We start from the raw sequence: 22,629 nt of genomic DNA, 5'->3' as shown, positions 1-22,629 counted from the left end.
ATTACTCCATCGATCTTCTACGCAAGGCTAGAAAAACCCTCAAGCAGGAGTAAGCAAAATTAACTGCTGACCAAGTAGCGATCGCACCCCCTCTATTCCCAAATTCACTTCGGCTAAAATCTGTTCTACAGTTTGCTGTTCAGCTTGCTCTGCGTTGCGATCGCAAGCCTTAAGAAACTGCCATTCATTTTCAGCCAGATTAATGATCTGGTAATCATAATTAAACAAACAGCGGCTATCCCACCCGTCCATACATGGGCTCCGTTCTGGAATGGCGGCTAAAACTGCCTGATCAGATGACCAGTCGTTTTTAGGTAAAGGGTTTCGCCCTAAGAAAAATTCGTAGTGAGTAATGGTTTCCGGGTCGAGCAGTTCAATAAGGCGATAGAGTTGGCGATCGCTCAAACCTTGCGATCGCTCTATCAATTCCGGCACTTTGCCCAATAGCCGCTCTAGCTTCCAGACGCGAGGATTAGAAAAGCCGATGAACTCTAGCCCAGACGCATCGATTAGCTCGAATAAGGTGTCAATGTTGTAGTCGATTTCTTGGGGATGCACGTACATATCAGCAAAGCATTCATCTCGCTGATTTTCTAGGGACCAGCGCTCTTGTTCCCGCTTGACCAATCGATTGTTTTCGGGCAGTGCTGAGAAGATTTTCCGTCCAAGCTGTACGCCGTCCCGGTAATCACCTCGCTGGTCCCCCTGGAGGAGGGCGATCGCCTGCTGCATCAGCTTGATTTCCCAGCGGCCCAATTCGCCATAGACAAAAATGTGCATCAGCCCACCGGGAGCCAGTTTCTTCGCGAGAGACTGAATTCCACGAATTGGGTCAGGCAAATGGTGCAGCACACCGACGCAGTTAATCAGGTCAAACTCACCTTCAAGTTGGTCAGCATCATAGAGACTGAGATGGTGAAACTCAACTCTGTTAGTTTCAGAATTTGCTGCTGCAACGCCTGACTTTTGACAGCGCTCTTTTGCCACTGCCAGTGCTCCCGCACTCAGGTCAATTCCTACCACCTGTGCTGAAGGGTTAAGGTGAACCAGATACTCCGTACCTACTCCTGTTCCACAGCCCGCGTCCAGAATGCGAATGTTTTGCTTAATAGGTTTTTGTCCGGTGCAAAAGTTGTAAGCGGCTAACCAATCCCAGCGCCAGTTAAAGCCTGGAGGTGGAGCGTCGAGCAATGGCTCTGGTGGAAAGGGGTAAGTGTCATAAAGTTTTGCAACGGCAGCACTGACGGTCTGAGAGGCAGTTTGAGCAGGTAGTTGAGAGGAGGGCTGAGAATCTAACATAATGGACAAAATTGCAGCAACCTAGAGTTTACCGAATGTTCTACTCGTAAGGTTGTCGGGCAGCAATTTTGTACAGCCCATCACGTTACTTTTAGGAGTTTTGCAAATTCTTGGTTTTGAGAAAGTAACAGAACTTAAATTTTTTCTCAGCTTCCTTACCGCGATCCTCTATGATTGCCTTTGTAATGACTACGCAATCTCCTTTGGGAATGCTACACACTTTTTAATAAAGCGATGTTGTAACCCCGAAACGTTTTAATCTAAAAACTGATCGAGTTGACCCTGGGCAGCCGTTGGTGGATTTTTGACCGGAAGCCGCTTGATGCAAGAGCAATCTGGAATTATTCACCCGACAAATATTCATCCAATCGGGCTTTGGGCAGGTCTCATGTAATTACATGCAATCCAATTGATAGGGAGCTTTTGAAATCCAATGAGTGTAAAGGCAAGTGGTGGAAGCTCTGTTGCGCGTCCGCAGCTATACCAAACCCTACCCGTTTCAACAATTTCTCAGGCTGAACAGCAAGATCGCTTCTTGGGGCGAGGAGAACTGGGTGAATTGTCTAGCTATTTCAGTTCAGGAATTAAGCGCCTGGATATTGCCCAAACGATCACGCAAAACTCAGAGCTAATCGTCTCGCGCGCTGCCAACCGCATCTTCGTCGGTGGCTCCCCGATGGCTTATCTGGAAAAGCCCAGAATTCCTGTAGAAAGCTTTGCCACCGCAGAAGCAGGGCTGGACGTAAAACGGGCAATGGAACTGGGAACCGCGACCTATGTGGAAAGCCGAGGCGGTTTTCTAGAAGGATTGCGATCGCTCTTTAGCGCCTCAGGCGGCGGTCCAACCCCAGCCGGATTCCGTCCTATCAACGTGGCTCGCTATGGTCCCAGCAACATGCAGAAGTCTCTGCGCGATTTAAGCTGGTTCTTACGCTATGTCACTTATGCGATCGTTGCAGGCGACCCCAACATCATCTCGGTAAACGTCCGAGGTTTGCGGGAGATTATCGAGAATGCTTGCTCTGGCGAAGCTACGATTGTCGCACTGCAAGAGATGAAGCAGGCTGCGGTCGGCTACTTCCGCAAAGACAGTGATGCAGAAGCGATCGTCAGCCAATACTTTGACGTTCTGATCACTGAATTTAGAGCGCCAACCCCCTCTAACAAACTGCGTCAGCGTCCTTCTGGTGACTTGCAAGGCTTAGAGCTGCCGCAGATTTACTTCAACGCTGCCGAGCGTCGGCCTAAGTACGCCATGAAGCCGGGACTTTCTTCCACCGAGAAGAACGATGTCGTCAAAGCTGCCTATCGTCAGGTGTTTGAGCGCGACATTACCCGCGCCTATTCACTCTCCATTTCTGATTTGGAATCAAAGGTGAAAAACGGCGAAATCTCCATGAAGGAGTTTATTCGTCGCCTTGCCAAATCGCCGCTTTATCGTAAAAACTTTTTTGAACCCTATATCAACAGCCGCGCTTTAGAACTGGCATTCCGTCATGTCCTCGGTCGTGGGCCTAGCTCCCGCGAGGAAGTGCAGAAGTACTTCTCCATCGTTTCCAACGGTGGTCTGTCTGCTCTTGTAGATGCGCTAGTTGATTCCAAAGAATACGCTGACTACTTCGGTGAGGAAACCGTCCCTTACCTGCGTGGTCTAGGTCAAGAGGCACAGGAGTGCCGCAACTGGGGTCCTCAGCAAGACCTGTTTAAGTACAGTGCTCCTTTCCGCAAGGTGCCTCAGTTTATTACTACCTTTGCTGCCTACGAGCAGCCGCTGCCTGATCAACACCCCTACGGTTCTGGCAACGATCCGTTGGAGATTCAATTTGGCGCAATCTTCCCCAAAGAAAACAAGAATCCCAGCAGTAACCCCGCGCCTTTTGGCAAAGATACTCGCCGGATTTTGATTAACCGGGGCGCAGGCATCAACAACCAGTTAAGCAATCCTGGCGCTAGAGGTGTTGCACCTGGTTCGTTGGGTCCAAAGGTGTTCAAGTATGACCAGATTCCCAGCTTTACTGGACTCCAAACGGGCAGACGCACGACCAACACACAGGGCATCAGCGTTAAATTCTCGGAAAGCTCGACTCAAGCTGTCATTCGGGCAGCTTACCTTCAGGTCTTTGGGCGCGATGTATATGAGGGGCAGCGACTCAAGGTTTCTGAGATCAAGCTAGAGAATGGCGAGACTACAGTCCGTGAGTTTGTCCGTCAGCTTGCCAAGTCTGACCTATTCCGTAAGCTCTACTGGACTTCGCTGTATGTGACCAAGGCGATCGAATACATCCACCGTCGTCTCTTGGGTCGCCCAACCTACGGACGCCAGGAAATTAACAAATACTTCGATATCGCCTCCAAGAAAGGTTTCTATGCGGTTGTAGATGAGATCATTGACAGCCTTGAGTACAACGAAACCTTCGGTGAAGACACGGTTCCCTACGAGCGCTACCTCACTCCTGGCGGTCTAGCACTCCGGACTAACCGAGTTGGCAGCATCAATGAGAAAGGACTGCGAGTTGATCAGGAAGAAACACCTCGCTTTGTAGAATTGGGTCAAGTCAAGGAAAACCGCTCTGAGCCTGATGTTCAGTTCCGCTCTCTGCAAGGGGTCAACAAGCGGCGTGAACAGACTAAACAGTTCAAACTCACTAGCACTGAAGATAAAACTCAGTTGCAGACGGTGGTTCGTGCTGCTTATCGGCAAGTCTTTGAGCGCGATATTGAACCCTACATCCTCAAGAATGATTTCTCTGAGCTAGAAAGTAAGCTCGGAAACAACGAAATCAACGTGAAGGAGTTTATTGAAGGGCTGGGCATTTCTGACCTGTACCTTAAGCAGTTCTATACGCCCTATCCCAACACCAAAGTGATCGAATTGGGTACCAAGCACTTCCTTGGACGTGCGCCTCAAGATCAGGCAGAGATTCGCAAGTATAACCAAATTTTGGCTTCGTCCGGGCTGAAGGGCTTTATTGGGGCGATGGTCAACAGCATGGAATATGCTCAGGTATTTGGCGAAGATACGGTGCCTTACCGTCGCTTCCCCACCTTGCCTGCAGCGAATTTCCCCAACACAGAGCGGTTGTATAACCAACTCACCAAGCAAAATGATGACCTGGTGGTGCCCAGCTTTGAGCCAGTCAAGTCCCGCATGGACAACACCAAGCTGCCGCTGATGGGGTTGGCTATGGCGGATATGGCAATTCAGGCTCGTAAGATGGACTTGAGCAAGCCTAAGTTCATTGAACTGGGTCGCTCATTTACCAATGGTGATGGTCAGTCGGTTGAGGTGGGTGTTGGTACATCTCGCCGTAAGCCAGCTCGCATCTATCGGATGAATCCTGGTATGGGTCAGGACGAAACGATGCTGGTGATTAACTCCATCTACTGTCAAGTGTTGGATGTGTTTAGCGGACAGGTGCCGGGAGAGTTCCGCCGCTCTGACCTGGAGAGCAAACTCCGCAATAGCGAAATCTCAGTGCGCGAATTTGTTCGCACTCTGGCTAGCTCTGACATCTACCGTCGTCGTTTTTACACGCCCTACCCCAACACCAAGGTGATTGAATTCCTGTTCCGTCACTTACTAGGACGTGCGCCAGCAACTCAGGCTGAAATCCGCCAGTACAACAAGCTGTTGGCTGACCAAGGTTTGAAGGCGGCAGTTGAGGCGATGGTGGATAGCCCTGAGTATGCCCGCTACTTTGGCGAGGATGTAGTGCCTTATAAGCGCTTCCCCTCGCTGCCAGCTGGCAACTACATTGGTAGCGTCAAGGCAGACGCGGACTTGGTGAAGCAGTCTTGGTCTGACCTGTCGCCTTCTTACCTGACAGGGCAGTCTAGCTAGAGGAGCTTAAATCTTGTAGGGGTGTTTCAAAAACACTCCTACAGGTGAATAGACTTCCTAAACCTATCTGTGCTTTGAGTCGCAAATAAAGCGCAAAAAGGGGCACTCCTTCCGGGCGCCCCAGTCGTCATCAAGTGGTGGTGACTCGACCTTGTGACTCGATTGAATGCAGCATAGGGCTAACCCCTCTGACTTCTTGTATCAAGAAGCACTTTGTTGGGTTTGCGTGGGCAACTCATAACATTTCCATGTAAGTCTGAATTGGACATAAATTTGAGCTTGGCTGTAGAACTGAAGGACAGCCAAAAATTTGTGCTGAGAAATTTTCGAAATTGGTTGGGAGAGGGAGGGGCGATCGCCCCTCCCTGCTCTTTTGCTCAAAGCATTGCAATTTTTCTTAATGTTTATTCTGCCAAAATGCCCGAAGATCCAGCGAGAGTAAACATGAGTGTGAATATTACAAAATATTGCGAGTCCACTAAGAATGTGAACCCTATGCCCGAAAATATTTGCGGTACCGCAACTTGAGCCTGAACTTTTAAGAGGGCGATCGCGTTAAAGCGTAATCAAGCCTCTTAGGGTAGAGTGAAAAATGCACATCCAGGCAGTGGTTAAAAGCTGCTCAACCTGGAGGCTCTTTGTTTCAAGGCTTAAGTCGTTCAATCGTGAACGTTGGTTTAAACACATCCGGTTACATTTTGCTTTTCGGAGGAATCCATCAATGAGTATTGTCACGAAGTCAATCGTGAATGCCGATGCTGAGGCACGCTATCTCAGCCCTGGTGAGCTAGATCGGATCAAGGGCTTTGTTACTTCTGGTGAGCGCCGTCTACGGATTGCTCAAGTTTTGACCGAGTCTCGTGAGCGCATCGTGAAGCAAGCAGGCGACCAGCTTTTCCAAAAGCGCCCTGACGTTGTTTCTCCTGGTGGAAACGCTTACGGTGAAGAGATGACTGCTACCTGCCTGCGTGACCTCGACTACTACCTGCGTCTCGTGACCTACGGCATCGTTGCTGGTGATGTCACCCCTATCGAAGAAATCGGTATCGTTGGCGTGCGCGAGATGTACAAGTCTCTGGGCACCCCCATCGAAGCTGTGGCAGAAGGTGTGCGGGCAATGAAGAACGCAGCAACCTCCATGATGTCTGGCGAAGATGCTTCTGAAGCAGGCTCCTACTTCGACTACGTGATTGGCGCAATGCAGTAAGGGTACATTTGTCCCTCACTTAATGACCATTTTTAAGGAATCAAGATCATGCAAGACGCAATTACTTCTGTTATCAATTCCTCCGACGTTCAGGGCAAGTACCTAGACACCGCTGCTCTGGAAAAGCTCAAGGCTTACTTCCAAACTGGTGAACTGCGCGTTCGTGCGGCAACCACCATCAGCGCTAACGCTTCTGCGATCGTCAAAGAAGCAGTTGCTAAGTCTCTGCTGTACTCTGACATCACCCGTCCCGGCGGCAACATGTACACCACCCGTCGCTATGCTGCTTGCATCCGCGACTTGGACTACTACCTCCGCTATGGCACTTACGCAATGCTGGCTGGTGATCCTTCCATCCTGGATGAGCGTGTGCTGAACGGTTTGAAAGAGACCTACAACTCTCTGGGTGTACCCATCGCTGCTACTGTGCAAGCAATCCAAGCAATGAAGGAAGTCACCGCTAGCTTGGTTGGTGCAGATGCAGGTAAAGAAATGGGTGTTTACCTCGACTACATCAGCTCTGGCTTGAGCTAGTCAGTTACGAGTTATGGATGATGAGTAGTGAGTTGGTTAAAACTCAAAACTCAAAACTCAAACTCACATTGAGGTCTGGGAGATCTGGAGCGAGTGTTAGATGGTCAATGGCTATTTCATCACTGGCTGTGACGATTTAAGATTGGCTCTCGACTTCCAGCCCTCAAGCAATTAACTTGATATATCAATCAAAAATTTTGGCGTTGTGGTTCTGATTGAGATTCAAAATTCTCAAGCTTATCTAGGAGAAATTGACCCATGCGGATGTTCAAAGTCACTGCTTGCGTTCCCAGCCAAACCCGAATTCGGACTCAGCGTGAACTGCAAAATACTTACTTCACCAAGTTGGTTCCCTATGACAACTGGTTCCGCGAACAGCAGCGGATTATGAAAATGGGCGGAAAGATCGTCAAGGTCGAGTTGGCAACGGGTAAGCCTGGAATGAACACGGGACTAGCCTAGTGACTAAAGGGACTTGAGCCTATCTGAAGGCTTGAAGCAGTCTCTCATCACCACTGCTAAGCCTAAAGGTCGCTATTAAAGCTTTCAATATTCAATACTCTGCTGAATGTTTAAGAGGTCGTAAGACCTCTTTTTTATTGGTTTAGCCTGTCAATGTATAGCTTTATCCATACAGGTTAGGACAGAAAAAGGGGCATGGGCTTTGCCCACCCCTCTTTTTTCTGTCTTGACTTTCGTGACCAGCGCCATATCAATAAAAAATACAATGATTGCTAAACTAGACCCAACCGATTTCATAACGGTAAGAGGTATGACTGTTGTGAAACCTGCATCTCTAACTCTAGAGGAGTTTCTGAAATTACCAGAAACAAAGCCTGCTAGTGAATATACTGATGGGGAAGTCATTCAAAAAACAATGCCAAAGGCGTGCTACTCAAGACTTCAAGGCAAATTGATTGATGCGATCAATAAAGTCACGGAGGCACAGCAAATTGCTTATGCTTTTCCAGAGTTGTGCTGTACTTTTGGCGATCGCTCCATTGTTCCAGACATAGCGGTATTTCGTTGTCAGAACATTGAGCTTGATGAAGATGGAGAACCTGTAGACAACGTCTTTGCTGCTCCTGACTGGACGATTGAAATCCTTTCACCCGATCAAAGTTCCAATCGGGTTACAGGCAACATTTTGCACTGCTTAAAGCATGATTGTCAGCTTGGTTGGTTAATTGACCTTGATGATCGTTCAATTCTTGTGTTTCAGCCGCAGCAACAACCAGAGCTATTTCATCAAGACGACAAATTGGTTGTTCTAGAGGGCGTTGAGTTAGACCTGACAGCAAAACAGTTATTTAGCTGGTTGAAGATGCAAGCAGAGTGAGTAGGACACAGATCAGGTATTGCAATGAGAAACTTCATGGTCACTCCCCCATTTGCACTACCACTCTACGTTCTTCCTATTGGGCTTTGGCTAGTAGGTTGGTTTTACCTGATTGACCCATATTTCGAAGCAGTCAGTAAACTTCCCACCTATACCGATGGGCAATCTATCGCACTTTCAATCGGTCAAATTGGGGCAATCCCTGCCCTGCCTGTCATTATTCTGATTCTTTTTCTCATCCTCAAACCCTATCCCGGTTGTGTGTCCCTCTGGGCATGGAATTCTCAGAAACAGGGTTTAAGTATTTTTTGGACAGCATTATTTTTGTCTCTGTCCTTCGTCTTAATCACAGAAGCTCAACGAATACTGTCTCTTGGGTTATGGCTGAATGCCCTGATCTATCTAGTTTGGGTTTATTTATTTTTGGCATTCCGTTCGATTGTAGTAACAAAGACAATAGGTGTTGAGATAGTGCTTCCAAGCACCGCTCCGGATTATGTTATTTGTTCCCAATGTGATTTGGAACAGTGGCGAGGATATGACGAATGCCAAAGATGCGGCAGACATATCGCCTGATATTCTACTAAACGCCAGGAGGAAAGCGATCGCTTCTGCAAAGACGCTATGAATCACTGTCTTTACAGAAGGTGGCGATCGCGTGTTTACATTGCCTAAAGAATGTGTGTTTAGGGTTAACGCAGGACTTTGGCGATCGCCCCCTCCAGTTCCTCCTGAGACAAACTGGTTAAAATAAATACCTCTTGCACCGTTTTTCCTTTGCGGGCAATGAGTTTGAAGCCACCACGAATGGGAACGGATACCTTCAGCTTCAGGTTGGGTGAATTGGATCTAACACTGCCAATGACAGCGGGAGTAATCGTTTGAATGCCGGGTTCTTGGGTCAGGCGTTCTAATATTGGGATGAGTCCGGGAAGGTGAGTTGAATGATTCCAAACGAGTCTGCCACTGTCGGGTTTGGGCATGAGGTTGAGGGTGCGATCGCCTGCCTCTTTAGTGTAGGGCTTTCTACCTAGTTGCACCGCCAAAATTAAAGGGCATCCCTTTGTTAAGCGATGCCCTCTAAAGTTCCTAAATCAACGCCGTTACTCAGGCCGCTTCTAAAGGAGCCATTGTTAGCCCCGCTCGTTGAAGCTGGACGTGATAGAGTTCGGCTTGCTCTTGTGGCCCCACCCAAACGACCGCCTGTCCCTCATTATGAATCTGGTGGGTCAGTTCCCAGGCGCGATCGCCCGTCATGTTGGGAACGTATTTCACCAAACACTCTGCTACATACTGAAACGTGTTGAAATCGTCGTTCAACACAATCACTTTGTAGTTGGGGTATGTTTTTCGAACCGTCTGGCTGGTGCGATCAGGCGTTACAACCGGTGCAGTTGCCATTGCATGAGGAACTTGTGGAAGTGCCGTCACCATAAGCATTAGCTACTGGGAGAAGTTAACAAAAGTATGCGTTAAGCAAACTTTACCCCACCAGTCTAACTGCTGACAGCAAGATGCATCACAAGTTCTGATGTGAATTTAACCCCAATTTGTCAGACGCACAGAATCATGTCATCCACAGTACGGGCAACATGATTCTGCATGACTTAGCAATTATTGCCATTCCTCCCAATCTTCATTAAAGATTGAAGTGTTAGGGAAAGCTGTGGGATTGCCCTGACGCTGTAAGCGTTGCTGAAACTCTTCCAGCAAAGGTTCTCTCAGCGGAATTTGATCCACCAGTTCGTAGGGCAACACGCCTCGGTCGAGAGCAAAGTCCACCACGTTGCCGACGGCGGCACCCGATGACCATTCAAACGAATGCACTCGATAAGCTGCCGCCGCGATGTGGCTGGTGGCAATGCTCTTTCCAGCAACCAGTAGGTTGTCAATCTCCTGGGGAATCAGCGATCGCAAGGGAATTTGGAAAGGATAGGCCTGTCCTGCGCCTCTCCGCTCACCCGGACGCTCATAGTTAGCAGGTTGCTCTGGTGGAGTTAACGCCATGCAGGGGTGAAAGTCAATCGCATAGTGCCCAATTCCGACTGCATCAGGGTAGATGGTAGAACGGGTGCGTCGAGCGGTGTCGTCAGGCGATCGCACTCCTCCCACCACAGCAGTTGCTTCCAGCCCTGCCAGTGCCGTTCTCAGACTGCGGTACATGGCTGGAGGCAGTGCCTCACGGTAATATTCGTCGGCGTAGTCCCGGCGAGAAATATCGATTTCCGTAATCGAGAATCCGTTTGGATATCCAGGTGCAGGTCGTCCTAAAATCCGCCGACCTTCTCGCATGTAAGGATATTTTGACAATCCGTGGGCGGTTCCCATGGGCGAGTCCAACCCGGACAGGTAGCGGTGGTTAGGGTCAGGTTGCTTTACACCCTCACCAAGTTGCGAATCGGTTTCCCCTTCTACCAGCCAATAGAAATAGCCAAGAGCGTTTTCTTCTCCTCGGCGCAAGGTTTCGCTTCGCAAGCCGCCAAGCCAACCGCCCGATTCAAGCTGTCCGGTTGCCTCTAGCTGGTCACGGCTGTAGATCAAGTTATCTTCAGCAGTGCCGGGGCGATAGTCATTTCCCCAAGTCCAGTTTTGCATGGAGATATCGCCGGGGCTAAATTGGTAGCTGCTGCCCTGCGTTCGGGGTCGGGCATCGTAGATGCGGCGGTAGTTAAATACCAGCCCAAAGTTAGCGAGGCGAGGCAATTCATAGCTGTAGTAAGGCTCGTACTGCGGGTAGAAGGAAGGCATCTCATGGGTCTGCGGTTCTTGGGTTGCCTCCATTGCAAAGGTGTAGGTAAACCCCTGAGGGCAGTACGGATCTTGGACGGCACTGGAGGAAGATGGCTCCCGATAGGAGAGGGCATCAATTCCCAGACGATAGGGAACGTCTGCTAACCCGATGATTTCTCCTGTTTCAGTCGCGTCCACGACGTACCAATTTGTGGGACGAGTTTGGTTTGCGTTTGCCGATCGCCGATCGGGTGGTTGAGGCACAAAGCGAATAATGGTTTTCTCAAACTGATCAGAGTCTTCGTAGCGGTAGGAGTCTTCAATGGTTTGAGAGAGCGGCAAGGTGTTGAGGGGTGGCGCATCAGGGGCAGGGCTGTGTTGAATGGCGATCGCCCCTTGAATCTGCCCACCTTCAATGTCTACTTCTTTAATGACAGTCGAAGGAAACCAGCGCAATCTACCATTGCCTTCATCGGCTGCATCTTCCAGCATTTCCTGCAAAATCTCGTCGCCATCATAGGGAAAGAAGCAGGATTCGCTGACCCAGCATTCACCCGGATTCATCCGTTTGTAGTGGCTTTCAATGCGATCGCGCAGTTCCAGGTAGCCGCGTGAGTAGAACAACTGTGCCCGTTGAGTGGTGCGCTCATCCAAGGCAGAAGTTCCCTGAGAGGAAATTTGTCCGCCCAGCCAGTCAGTAATTTCGGTCAGGCAGACGGTACGTCCTGCCAACAAACCTTCGTAGGCTGTGGCAACTCCGGCTAGTCCTCCACCCACGACTAAAATTTCACAGGCAACTTCTTGATCGGGCTGTTGAGGTGGGGCGGCAAATGCAGCGGGGGCAAAGGCAGGTAGCAAGAGCAGACTAAAGAGTAAACGGCTCAAACTACGATTGGAGGAAGGCTTGCTTCCAGAAACACTAGGCGATCGCTTCATCACACCAAAAACCTTAAAGTTCAGTAGAGAGGGTCAGAGTCGCAGAAATACTGTCTAGGCTAAGTCTTTCTGTATCAATTGACTTCATGCTAATGAACGACCTGACGAGGCGATCGCAATTCAGAGTTCCTTTTGCCAGAAAAAATTAATTTGCAATCTAATTTGCAATCTCCAGTGCAGTTTTTGCCTGGTTTTGCAGCAGCAAGCCGTACTCCAATCCTTCAACGACTGCTTGACAGGAGGCATCCAAAATGTTCGGAGAAACGCCTACCGTTGTCCAACGCTGTTGCCCGTTGCTGGATTCGAGCAGCACCCGCGTTTTAGCAGAGGTGCCTAATGTGCTGTCTAAAATTCGCACTTTATAGTCAGTCAGGTGAAACTCAGCAATGACCGGGTAGAAATTCATGAGAGCTTTCCGTAGAGCGGCATCTAACGCTGAAACAGGACCATTTCCTTCTGCAACTTCGAGTAGCTCTTGATTGCCGACGGCCACTCTCACTGTCGCGAGGGAATGGGTTTGGCAGCTTTGGGTGTGACAGGTCATGTCAGAATGCACCTGAAATCCGCGCAGGTCAAACCAGGGCTCGCGTTTGCCCAGCGCTTCTCGCATCAAGAGCTCAAAGCTAGCTTCAGCCGCCTCAAACTGATAGCCTTCACTCTCTAATGCTTTTAATCGCTGTAAAATTTGGCGACAGGTGGGGTCTTGTTTGTCTAAATTGATGCCAAAACTACGGGCTTTTGCCAAGACATTGCTCAGCCCCGCTTGATCGGAGATAACGATGCGACGACGGTTGCCGATTAGCTCTGGCTGAATATGTTCATAGGTGAGCGGGTTGCGCTCGACTGCGCTGACATGGATTCCGCCCTTGTGGGCAAAGGCAGATAAGCCGACAAAGGGAGCGTGGTCGTCAGGGGCAAGGTTCACGACTTCACTAATTAGACGACTGGAGTCAGTGAGTTGAGCAAGCTGTGCTTGGCTAACGCAGTCGTAACCCAGCTTTAGTTGCAGATTGGGAATCAGGGTGCAAAGGTTAGCATTGCCGCAGCGTTCGCCATAGCCGTTGATCGTTCCCTGTACCATTTGTGCGCCTTCCATCACAGCGGCGATCGCGTTCGCCACAGCGGTACCAGAATCATTGTGCGTGTGAATACCGATTTGAGGAGGATTTGGGGTGAAGGCAGCGATCGCCCCTTTCACCGCTTGCACCACCTGAGCAACTTCATGGGGAAGCGTGCCGCCATTCGTATCACATAGAACCAACCATTCTGCGCCACCTGCGATCGCCGCCGCCAAAGTTTTCAGGGCGTACTCAGGGTTGCGCTTGTAGCCGTCAAACCAATGCTCCGCGTCATAAATCACCCGTCGCTCCTGGCTGCGGAAAAATTCCACTGTGTCCTGAATCATTGCCAAATTTTCTTCAAGGCTAGTTTGTAGCCCTTCCGTTACGTGCATATCCCAGGATTTGCCGAATACTGTTACCCAGCGCGTTCCAGCAGCCAAAATGGGCTGAAGCATGGGGTCATCGGCTGCGGCTTTACCAGGACGACGAGTCGAGCAAAACGCCACAACTTCTGCTTGAGTCAGTGGTTCTTCCTGAAGCTGCCAAAAAAACTGCACGTCCTTGGGGTTTGCTCCCGGCCAACCACCCTCTATAAAGGGAACGCCCAACCGATCAAGCTGGTGAGCAATTCGCAATTTATCTTCGAGCGAAAGTGCCAACCCTTCACGCTGAGCGCCATCTCTTAAAGTTGTGTCGTAGATCCAGAGCCGATTTGAAGAAGTCTCAGTCATGGGTATAGGCGTGGGTATTGCTAGAAGGTCAGCGAGAGAATAAGTGGGTTTAAGAAGTAAAGAAAATTAGATTATTATTAAGAACTTGAAAGTTGAGGCAAGCTGCTGATTGCTGATCAAAAACTGGTTCAAGGTTGGAAATTCAGGGTTAGGAAAAGTTTAGAGTGAAAAATTAATCATGCCAAAAGTGACAGCTCAAGGAAAAACATTTGGTTGCGAGACGGGCGCTAACCTGCGTCAAGTTTTGCTGCAACATGAGGTTGAGTTGCACAATGGACGGGCAAATTTAATTAACTGTCGCGGCATTGGGACGTGTGGTACTTGTGCTGTACAGATTCAAGGAGGAATTTCTGAGGCAAATTGGCGCGATCGCACCCGTCGGTCACTGCCTCCTCATTCTCCCACGCAAAATCGTCGTCTTGCCTGCCAGACTGAAGTGTTAGGTGATGTCAAAGTGACAAAGTTTGATGGATTTTGGGGACAAGGTTCTCAACCTATTTGGACACCAGAAGGTTAACCAATTGAACCCCATCGTTAGCAAGATTAAACTCTTGCGATCGCAGGTTAAATTGAAGCAGTTTCATCTAATTTTAGAGACAATTTTCGAGAAACCCTGCTCATAGCTGTCCTAAAAATTGATGGACTAAGAGATGATGGAATTAGAACCTTGTGGAGGTAGAGGCTGTGGCTCGACTTATTGGCTCTTTCGTTATACTAATTGCCCTTGTTTTGCTGATTAGTTCTTTGGCAACCGACAATTTACCGTCTCTCTCCAATCTGTTTGGGCAGCGTTCAGACGAAGAAGAAGCTAATGGAGAGCCAGTTGAGTCTTTTAACACTGCCTCTCCAAATAACACCGCCTCTCCAAATAACACCGCCTCTCCAAATAACACTGCAGCTCCCAACAGCGTCCCTCAAGGCAACGCTGCTCCAAATAGTGCTGGTGCTCCAAATAGTGCCACTGCCCCGAATACTGCAACGGCTCCAAATACTACTGCTCCAAATACTGCCACTCAAAATGGAACTTCTCCGAATGAACGCCGACCCGTTCCTCAACAGGGGGCTAGTGGCACAACTGGAACGAGCGCACCCGCTCAGGTTCCAGCCAACGCTCCGGCAACGGGTACTGGAACGACGACTGCTCAATCTCCGACTCCTGCTGCGTCTCCTACGCCTGCCGCAGGAACGGCTCAACGTCCACGCCCTATCCCTGCACGGTGGTAAGCCGCTTAACTTGATTCGCAGCCTCCTGTAGCTTTCATGAATACTGCATCTGACATTTTAATTATTGGCGGTGGCGTAATTGGCTTGGCGATCGCTATCGAGTTAAAGCTGCGAGGAGCTAATGTTACAGTTTTAAGCCGCGACTTTGCCGAGGCTGCGACTCATGCGGCGGCGGGGATGTTGGCTCCTCAAGCAGAGGCGATCGCCGATCCAGCTCTACTCGAACTGGGTCTTAAAAGCCGGATGCTCTACCCCAACTGGGCTCAAAAAATTGAAGAGATCAGCGGGCTATCAACCGGATACTGGACTTGCGGCATTCTTGCCCCTTCGTATGAACGCCCAAAGCCTGAAAACCTAGAAATTCGCTCCAGTTCCTCTCCTGCTCTTTGGCTCGACCGAACCGCAGTTCACCACGCTCAACCTGGACTCAGTTCTGAAGTCATTGGCGGTTTTTGGTTTCCCGAAGATGCCCAGGTCGATAATCGTGCCCTGGCTCAAGCCCTTAAAGCTGCTGCTCAAACTTTGGGAGTTGACTTGCGAGAAGGGGTAATGGTTGAAGCAGTTCAGCAGCAGCACGGACAGGTCACAAGTCTCAAAACAACAGCCGGTGAGTGGCAGGCAGAGCAGTACGTTCTGGCAACCGGAGCATGGTCTTCAGCTTTGCTTCCTATTCCGGTACAGCCTCGAAAAGGGCAAATGCTCTCGGTTCGTATTCCCTCTGACCAAGCCAACTTGCCCTTACAGCGTGTCTTGTTTGGCTCTGAGGTGTATATTGTGCCGCGCCAAGATGGGCGAATTGTAATTGGCGCAACAAGTGAATCGGTTGGTTTTACTCCTGGCAATACTGCAGCAGGACTACAAAAGCTGCTAGCAGCAGCAATTCGCCTCTATCCCGTACTGCAAGAGTTCCCGATCGAAGAATGCTGGTGGGGGTTTCGTCCGACTACGCCAGATGAAGCTCCTATTCTGGGAGCAGGTCTTTGCCAAAATTTGACGCTAGCTGTAGGACATCACCGAAACGGCATTTTGCTAGCCCCAGTCACAGCGCTCTTGATTGCAGATTTTCTCTCGCAGCAGCAATCTACTCCCTTGCTGCAAAGTTTTTCTTGGGAGCGCTTCTATACTTCAGCTGAAGCAACTGCCAGTCCGTCAATCAAGTCTGTTTCTAATTCCGCTCAGCCTTCAGCCGATTCAAATGGAAGGCTGAATTCAAACTCCATTGATTCCAACACAGTTCACTCAAACGCAATGTTGAAGCAGTATTCTACTCCGCTCGATCGCCCCGAAATTGACACAACTGAACCAGTTTCAAATAGCCTAGATCAACCGCTGGTAATTGCTGGAAGATCTTTTCGGTCTCGCCTGATGACCGGGACAGGCAAATATCGAAACTTTGAGGAAATGCGCCAAAGCATTGCCGCCAGTGGGTGTGAAATCATAACCGTAGCAGTGCGCCGGGTGCAGACCAACGCTCCAGGTCATGAAGGACTGGCAGAAGCGCTAGATTGGAAAAAACTCTGGATGCTGCCTAACACGGCAGGTTGCAAAACTGCGGAAGAGGCGATTCGGGTTGCCCGATTGGGGCGAGAAATGGCAAAGCTGTTGGGTCAGGAAGACAACAACTTTGTCAAACTGGAAGTGATCCCCGATGCAAAGTATTTATTGCCTGACCCCATCGGTACGTTAGAAGCGGCTGAACAATTGGTCAAAGAAGGGTTTGCAGTGCTGCCTTATATTAATGCCGATCCGCTGTTGGCTCAACGATTAGAGGCAGTGGGTTGTGCCACGGTGATGCCATTGGGTTCACCCATTGGTTCTGGTCAGGGAATCAAAAATGAGGCAAACATTCAAATCATCATTGAGAATGCCAACATTCCAGTGGTGGTAGATGCAGGGATTGGTGCCCCGAGTGAAGCGGCTCAGGCGATGGAAATGGGAGCTGATGCGCTGTTGATTAATACGGCGATCGCCCAAGCCCAAAACCCAGCCTTGATGGGTCGAGCAATGGGAATGGCTGCCGAAGCCGGACGGCTTGCTTACTTAGCAGGACGAATCCCAGTGAAAACCTATGCCAGCGCTAGTTCACCCTTAACCGGAACGATCGCGCCGTAAAGGGTCATTGATGGTAGGTTGTTTGGCTTACGCAGGTTTAGAGTTTGGGCGAGCAAGCGCTTCAATCAGCTTGGAGTTGGGGGTCTGTAGGTCAAAGGAATGCAGTCCGTAATGTAAGGAAAGGTCTTCGCAAACCTTAACACCTCGGATGCTGTTACCGCGTGAATCTAGTAACGGCGAGAAGACCCCAATTCCCATTTTTCCAGGAACAACCGCGACGATGCCGCCACCTACGCCGCTTTTAGCAGGTAAACCAATGCGGTAGGCCCACTCGCCAGAATAGTTGTACATCCCGCAGGTGTACATGACGCTGAGTACATCTTTGATGTATTGAGCTTCGATCGCCCGGTCGCCTGTGATGGGGTTCACACCACAGTTTGCTAGCGTTGCAGCCATGACTGCGATGTCGCTGCAATTAACCATGATTGAACATTGCTTGAAATAGAGATCCAGCGTCTCATCAATGTGGTCATCGATCATGCCAAAGTTAAGCATCAGGTAGGCGATCGCTCGATTGCGGTGTCCTGTTGCCCGTTCGGAGGTAAACACCGACATATCCATAAAAACTTCTCGCCCACAGTAACGCCGAAACATGTCGAGCATTCGGTTTAAGCGTTCGGTGGGGTCTGCACCCTTAATTAAGCCAGCGGTGGCGATCGCCCCTGCATTCACCATTGGGTTATAGGGACGTTTGGATGCCTCATCTAAAACAATGGCGTTGAATGCATCGCCTGTTGGCTCCACTCCAACTTTCGTTAAAACGTAGTCACGCCCATGATCTTCTAATGTCAAGCCATGTACAAATGGCTTTGACGCGGACTGGATTGTAAAAAGCTGATCATAATCTCCCACCTTATAGATCTGTCCATTAACCGTGACGATGCAAATGCTAAACCAGTCGGGGCTTGCCTTCGCTAATTCTGGGATGTAATTTGCAACAGCGCCGTCTCGCAGAGGTTTGTACTTGAGGTGTAGCTCGCTGAGAAAAGCCTGTAGAGGGGATGCAACTGACTTATGCTGCTGAACCAGCGCCGTTAGATTATCGTCATCTCGGTTGTTCATCTTTAGTGATTCATACAGAGTTAAACTTTTTTCATCGCTTACAAGCTAGTAAGCTCCAGCCTTTACTGCTGTTGGGTTACGCTTTACTTCACCCAACTTACGGTTCTACCGTTTGGGATTTGTGTAGGTTGGGTGAAGCGCAGCGGAACCCAACGCTTTAGATTTACCGCACTACTACATCTACCAGAGCTGACTGAGCTACTTCAGGTGAGTATAGAATTCTGCGCTGGTAAAGCTTTTGGCTAGGATTAGTTAAGTGTTAGACAATTTACCCTAATCTTTAGGAGCCTCAATAGGAAGTAAATCGCTAGAGGTTTGGCGTTTCTGTAGTTTTGGCTACGAACCTTCCTTGTCGTCGCTCTGCCCTTGTCTTTGGTCGCGTAGCCGTTTGCTTTTCAGCCGCAACTTTTGGAAATAGTCCAATTCGTTCTCATCTCCTGACTTGACGGTTGGTTCGGTAGGTGAAGGAGCAGCTATGTGATCTGTTGTAGGAATGGAGTTTTCCGTTGAAGGAGCAGTGGGGCTGCGGGTTCCGGCTGAAGATCGTAGGTCCTTTGCTTTTTGCTGTAAGTCCTGAAAGTAGTCAGATTCAGTAATTTCAGCGACTTGTTTTTCTAGCTTTGCCTGGTTAATCTCAATGTCGAGTTTGAGGAAGCTCTTAACCTGGCGGCAGACTGTTTGTCCATAGGTGCTGTGATTAAAGCGATCAACCAAAATGACTGCGGCTGAGGTGACAACTAAAGCGATCGCCCCCGGCACCAGCGGAATCCAGCCACCCTGCAAAAACAGCAAAAAGCAAATGCCGTAAATGACTCCGCTTGCGATTGCGATCGCTCCTCCAAACTTCAGCGGATGGCGCACATACCAAGCCACAACCCCGCCAACTAATGCCCAGCCGAAAATCCAAATTCCTTCCTGGGCATTTGACCAAGACCAGAGCAGCGGGCGATCGTCCAGCACGGCACTGAGAATTTGGCTGACGGATTGGGCATGAACGACGACCCCTGGCATTTTTTGGCTATCGCTGGCTCCTGCACTGTAGGGCGTGTAAAACTCATCTTTGGCTTGAGGTGTGGTGTAGCCAATCAGAACGATGCGATCGCGAATCAGTTCTGAATTCACTCGATCGCTCAATACATCGGTGATGCTGACCTGTGGGGCTGCACGGTTAGCCGAGCGATAGTCGAGCAAAATCTGGTAGCCGCTAGCATCTGCTTTCTGGTATCCCCCGGTGGTGGGTTGAAGCCGAGAGAGTAAGGTGGAACCTAGCTTTAACTCATCGGCTTCAGTCAATTCAGGCTGAATGCCTTCCTCTGCCAGGTAAGTCAGTGCTAGCTGAAAGCCAAACGAAAGCAAGGTATTGGGCTGATTGTCTAGAGTTGTTGGCTGACTGCACAGGTGAGGGACTAAAGGAACACCATTCTCTGGCAGCGGCGGCACGATCACGAGTAGGCTGCGACGCAAGATGCCGCCGGGATCAATCACTAAATCTGAGAATCCAACAAATTCTGGTGCGACTCCCGGCGGAGGTGGGAAACCCGGATTGTTGGGAGCGCTGACTTTACAGACAGTAATCAGGCGATCGCTCTGTTGCATTTGATTTAGAAGAGCTTCTCGACCTGGCTGAATGGGTACATCTCGAATGATGTCTAGCCCAATTGCACGCGGTTGCTGTGCTTCTAGTTTCTCCAAAAGTTGAGCTAGTGTCTGATCTGAAACGGGCCATTCTTGGCGGGTCTGGATGTCTGCTTCTGTAATTCCCACGATGAGAAGGCGATCGTCTTCTCCCTGGTCGGGTCGTAAACGAATCAGATGATCATAAGCTGCTAAATTCATCCCTTGCAGTACGCCTAACCGACCTATCCCTAACAGCAATGCTGTCATGATCAGGCTGGGCAACAGCACAGAACGTCCCATCTCGGCTGCCTTGGGGTTAAGTTTTCCTAGCTCAGAAAGTTTTGAGCGAATGGTTTGGAGAAGGGGAGCCATAGCAAAAAGCTGAGGAAAGAAATGGCAAAGATGATTTGATTATGTGGCAGGAATGGAGATGAAAATGTATAAAAATACCAAAGGTCTGATACGGCAGTTGTAAGTGAGAAACATTCATATTAAACCTATAAAATAGGCGAATTTTGTAGACTTTTAGCTCATAATTAGGCTATGTTCTACTGATTGAGCTGTTATTACCAATTGAAAAGGTTATTTTTTCTGTGGAAGAAATGCAGGGAAAAAATAACCTCAAACAGAGCTTAGTGCTGATTGACTCGGTGGTCTGTCTTATAAAAGTAAATTCTGTAGCTAGTGAGGAGTTTGGGATGCAGTTTCTTAGCAACAAGAATTGGACAAATCGCTTGAGGGCGATCGCACTTAACAGTCTGGTTGGCGGTTTAGTCGGAGGGTTGATTGGTGCGCTTGGTATCATTCCAATGACCTCATCAACTGCTTCAGCTCAAGCTGCTTACGGTAGCTATGTCGGAGTTGGTCCTTCCTTTGGTCTAAGCTCAGGAGACGACTCAGATAGCAGCACCGCCGCTGTAATTGCCGTGCGCTATCGCCTTCTAGAACTGCCCATTTCACTCCGGGCACAGGCGTTAGTTTTTGGAGATACGCCCGCGCTCGTTCCCACTGTTTCCTATGACATTCCGCTAAACTGGCAGACGGATGCTTATATTGGCGCTGGCGTGGTACTACAAGATGGTGGTGAAGGAAACGCTTCCCCACTCGGTAACCAAACTAGCTTTGTGATTCAGCCTGGGGTGGACTACAGCTTGCCCTATAGCGACCTAGTCATTTTTGGTAATGCGATTATTGCCTTTGATGCCTATCGTGATGGTGGCGGCACGGCTGCTTCGCTTCAAGGTGGTGTTGGTTTGAGATTCTGAAGCTAAAGACTTGCTTTTACATCTAGCGGTTTTGCTGACGGTAAAATAGGGTGGCACTGGCTTGCTCCGTTGGCACCAGCAAGACCTCGCTAATATTGACATGCGCCGGTCGAGTTGCACAAAAGAGAATGGTGTCTGCCACATCTTCAGGGGTAAGTGGAGTTAACCCTTGATAAACTTTGCTGGCTCGTTCTGTGTCACCGTGAAAGCGCACCTCACTAAACTCGGTTTCGACCATTCCCGGATCGACTGCACTAACGCGAATGGGTGTGCCTAGCAAGTCCATCTTCAAACCTTCAGACAGGGCTTTAACGGCAGCTTTTGTGGCGCAATACACGTTGCCGTTGGGGTAGGTTTGGTGCCCCGCGATAGAGCCTATGTTGATCACATGTCCTTGTCCTCGCTCAACCATTCCTGGCACCACTGACCGAGTGATATAGAGCAAACCTTTGACATTGGTGTCAATCATTTCCTCCCAGTCCTCGATGCTGCCTTCGTGCAGTTTATCTAAGCCTCTGCTCAAGCCTGCGTTGTTGATCAGTATGTCAACTGTGTGCCAGGAATTAGGGAGGGCGTTGAGGGCGGATTCAACCTGGGTGCGATCACTCACATCAAGCTGCACCAAATGAACCTGAGCTGAATGTTTTTCAGTCAGCTCAGCAGCCAGGCTTTCCAGGCGGTCGAGCCGCCGTGCTGCCAAAATCAGCTTTGCCCCTGTTGCTGCAAAGGATCTAGCACAGGCGGCTCCAATTCCACTGCTAGCACCCGTAATTAAAACAATTTGGTTTTGAATCGAAGCCATGTGCCTATTGCCCTACCACTCGCAGGCGCTGAGTTACCTCGGTAATGCCGTCTTCCCGAATAATGATGGCTGAAACCCAGCGGCTTTCGGGCGTAGCAGGAGCCTGACCCACCTTAAAGAGTCCTCCAGCAGGCAAGAGCGTTAGATCGAGGGTTGTTGGGTTAAGGTAGCCTTCGGGTCTGACTGGCTCTTCCAGTGCGGTTCCCAAAAGAACGCGATCGCCCAATGGCTCTGTCACGATTGCGTCAAATGGATATTCCTGTCCGGTCGTCACCTGTTCGGGCAAGCTAACGGTCACTGTGGGTGGATTTTCTCCAGAAGTCACCTGACTGCGCTCCGTGAGAATTTCCTGGCTAACCATCTGCTGTCCGACAAAACGCTGGCGTGACGCAATGGTTGAATCGAGCTTGAATGTTCTACCTTCTGCTTCTTGAGTACCAGTGATGGTTGTAACCGTTTCTGCCACAATTGCGTCGCCGTCGGACTCCCAGGAGGTTAAGGCTGTTTGGTAAGTGAGGTCAGGATACCGTTCCCAGAAAGCTGTGAGAGCCTGCTGCATCGTCTCATAAGTTAGCCCGTCTGCATGGGTAAACTCTAAACTATAAAATTCCATTACAGCTTCCACGTCGCCCTGACTGGCAGCGGCATCAATTTGAGTCAGAGTTTCACGCAGTTCTGGTGGCGCAGTCGCTGGACTTTCGGCTCGGGCGCTGATGTCTCCTCCCCAGGCGATCGCCAATCCCACAACTGACGGCACCAGCCAAGCTCGCCCTGTAGCTTGAATCCAGTTCAACAATCGCGACTGGATCGGTTGAGGCTTGGTAAAAGTAGAGCGTTTGGTGGAAGCGTGAGGCATAAATGATAAGTTT

At 49.7% G+C, this 22,629-nt stretch carries 20 protein-coding genes; 11 read left to right on the top strand and 9 right to left on the bottom strand.

From position 1 onward, the window contains the following. Positions 1-39: 39 nt before the first annotated feature. A complete protein-coding gene (locus H6G00_RS03880; RefSeq protein WP_190795702.1) occupies positions 40-1,299 on the bottom strand; it encodes a class I SAM-dependent methyltransferase in 1,260 nt (419 codons plus the stop codon). Positions 1,300-1,732: 433 nt separating this feature from the next. Between H6G00_RS03880 and H6G00_RS03875 the strand changes: the two genes are divergently transcribed. From H6G00_RS03875 to H6G00_RS03845, 7 genes are all read left to right on the top strand, one after another. Next, on the top strand, positions 1,733-5,140 hold the full coding sequence (locus H6G00_RS03875) for a phycobilisome rod-core linker polypeptide (protein ID WP_190795701.1): 3,408 nt from the start codon (positions 1,733-1,735) through the stop codon (positions 5,138-5,140). Between the two features lie 312 nt (positions 5,141-5,452). Next, positions 5,453-5,668: a hypothetical protein gene (locus H6G00_RS03870; protein WP_190795700.1), complete on the top strand. Its 216-nt coding sequence runs from the start codon at positions 5,453-5,455 to the stop codon at positions 5,666-5,668. 193 nt (positions 5,669-5,861) lie between these two features. Beyond that, positions 5,862-6,347 (top strand): allophycocyanin subunit alpha, encoded by a 486-nt coding sequence (gene apcA / locus H6G00_RS03865; RefSeq protein ID WP_190642228.1) that lies wholly within the window; start codon positions 5,862-5,864, stop codon positions 6,345-6,347. Between the two features lie 48 nt (positions 6,348-6,395). Further along, positions 6,396-6,881: an allophycocyanin subunit beta gene (apcB, locus tag H6G00_RS03860; protein ID WP_190642227.1), complete on the top strand. Its 486-nt coding sequence runs from the start codon at positions 6,396-6,398 to the stop codon at positions 6,879-6,881. A gap of 258 nt (positions 6,882-7,139) precedes the next feature. Continuing rightward, complete coding sequence (locus tag H6G00_RS03855; RefSeq protein WP_045054192.1) at positions 7,140-7,343, top strand: phycobilisome linker polypeptide; 204 nt, start codon at positions 7,140-7,142, stop codon at positions 7,341-7,343. Positions 7,344-7,653: 310 nt separating this feature from the next. Continuing rightward, complete coding sequence (locus H6G00_RS03850; protein ID WP_190795699.1) at positions 7,654-8,220, top strand: Uma2 family endonuclease; 567 nt, start codon at positions 7,654-7,656, stop codon at positions 8,218-8,220. Positions 8,221-8,256: 36 nt separating this feature from the next. Beyond that, positions 8,257-8,796: a hypothetical protein gene (locus H6G00_RS03845; RefSeq protein WP_190795698.1), complete on the top strand. Its 540-nt coding sequence runs from the start codon at positions 8,257-8,259 to the stop codon at positions 8,794-8,796. 116 nt (positions 8,797-8,912) lie between these two features. On the opposite strand, the gene H6G00_RS03840 is transcribed toward H6G00_RS03845, so the two are convergent. The 4 genes from H6G00_RS03840 to cimA all read right to left on the bottom strand — a co-directional run bounded on the left by H6G00_RS03840 (position 8,913) and on the right by cimA (position 13,678). After that, entirely contained in the window at positions 8,913-9,203 is a 291-nt protein-coding gene (locus H6G00_RS03840) for a DUF2103 domain-containing protein (RefSeq protein ID WP_190642291.1), read from the bottom strand. A gap of 124 nt (positions 9,204-9,327) precedes the next feature. After that, a complete protein-coding gene (clpS, locus tag H6G00_RS03835; protein ID WP_190795697.1) occupies positions 9,328-9,654 on the bottom strand; it encodes an ATP-dependent Clp protease adapter ClpS in 327 nt (108 codons plus the stop codon). A 180-nt stretch (positions 9,655-9,834) separates the two neighbouring features. Further along, on the bottom strand, positions 9,835-11,886 hold the full coding sequence (locus H6G00_RS03830; protein WP_190795696.1) for an FAD-dependent oxidoreductase: 2,052 nt from the start codon (positions 11,884-11,886) through the stop codon (positions 9,835-9,837). Positions 11,887-12,043: 157 nt separating this feature from the next. Then, complete coding sequence (gene cimA, locus H6G00_RS03825) at positions 12,044-13,678, bottom strand: citramalate synthase (RefSeq protein WP_190795695.1); 1,635 nt, start codon at positions 13,676-13,678, stop codon at positions 12,044-12,046. Between the two features lie 178 nt (positions 13,679-13,856). Here cimA and H6G00_RS03820 point away from each other — a divergent pair, with 178 nt between their 5' ends. The 3 genes from H6G00_RS03820 to thiO all read left to right on the top strand — a co-directional run bounded on the left by H6G00_RS03820 (position 13,857) and on the right by thiO (position 17,014). After that, the gene (locus tag H6G00_RS03820) at positions 13,857-14,195 is read left to right on the top strand and encodes a 2Fe-2S iron-sulfur cluster-binding protein (RefSeq protein WP_190795694.1); all 339 of its coding nucleotides are present in this window, start codon (positions 13,857-13,859) and stop codon (positions 14,193-14,195) included. Between the two features lie 167 nt (positions 14,196-14,362). Then, entirely contained in the window at positions 14,363-14,902 is a 540-nt protein-coding gene (locus H6G00_RS03815; protein WP_190795693.1) for a hypothetical protein, read from the top strand. A 36-nt stretch (positions 14,903-14,938) separates the two neighbouring features. Then, complete coding sequence (gene thiO, locus H6G00_RS36530; protein WP_190795692.1) at positions 14,939-17,014, top strand: glycine oxidase ThiO; 2,076 nt, start codon at positions 14,939-14,941, stop codon at positions 17,012-17,014. A gap of 27 nt (positions 17,015-17,041) precedes the next feature. Here thiO and glsA read toward each other — a convergent pair whose 3' ends face one another. Together glsA and H6G00_RS03800 are read right to left on the bottom strand one after the other, a co-directional pair. Continuing rightward, positions 17,042-18,076: a glutaminase A gene (glsA, locus tag H6G00_RS03805; RefSeq protein ID WP_190795691.1), complete on the bottom strand. Its 1,035-nt coding sequence runs from the start codon at positions 18,074-18,076 to the stop codon at positions 17,042-17,044. Between the two features lie 336 nt (positions 18,077-18,412). Beyond that, positions 18,413-20,065 (bottom strand): CHASE2 domain-containing protein, encoded by a 1,653-nt coding sequence (locus tag H6G00_RS03800; RefSeq protein WP_190795690.1) that lies wholly within the window; start codon positions 20,063-20,065, stop codon positions 18,413-18,415. A 437-nt stretch (positions 20,066-20,502) separates the two neighbouring features. On the opposite strand from H6G00_RS03800, the gene H6G00_RS03795 reads away from it, so the two are divergent. Beyond that, positions 20,503-20,958: a hypothetical protein gene (locus tag H6G00_RS03795; protein WP_199313801.1), complete on the top strand. Its 456-nt coding sequence runs from the start codon at positions 20,503-20,505 to the stop codon at positions 20,956-20,958. A 22-nt stretch (positions 20,959-20,980) separates the two neighbouring features. On the opposite strand, the gene H6G00_RS03790 is transcribed toward H6G00_RS03795, so the two are convergent. Both H6G00_RS03790 and H6G00_RS03785 read right to left on the bottom strand, forming a co-directional pair. After that, positions 20,981-21,760, bottom strand: coding sequence for an SDR family oxidoreductase (locus H6G00_RS03790; protein WP_190795689.1), 780 nt, complete (start codon positions 21,758-21,760; stop codon positions 20,981-20,983). Positions 21,761-21,764: 4 nt separating this feature from the next. After that, positions 21,765-22,616, bottom strand: a complete 852-nt coding sequence (locus H6G00_RS03785) for a nuclear transport factor 2 family protein (protein ID WP_199318293.1) — start codon at positions 22,614-22,616, stop codon at positions 21,765-21,767. Positions 22,617-22,629 lie beyond the last annotated feature (13 nt).

Source organism: Leptolyngbya sp. FACHB-541 (assembly GCF_014695875.1).
GTDB lineage: Bacteria > Cyanobacteriota > Cyanobacteriia > Elainellales > Elainellaceae > JAAUTN01.
Note: the sequence above shows the minus strand (reverse complement) of the source record. Positions and strands in the feature narration are given on the sequence as shown.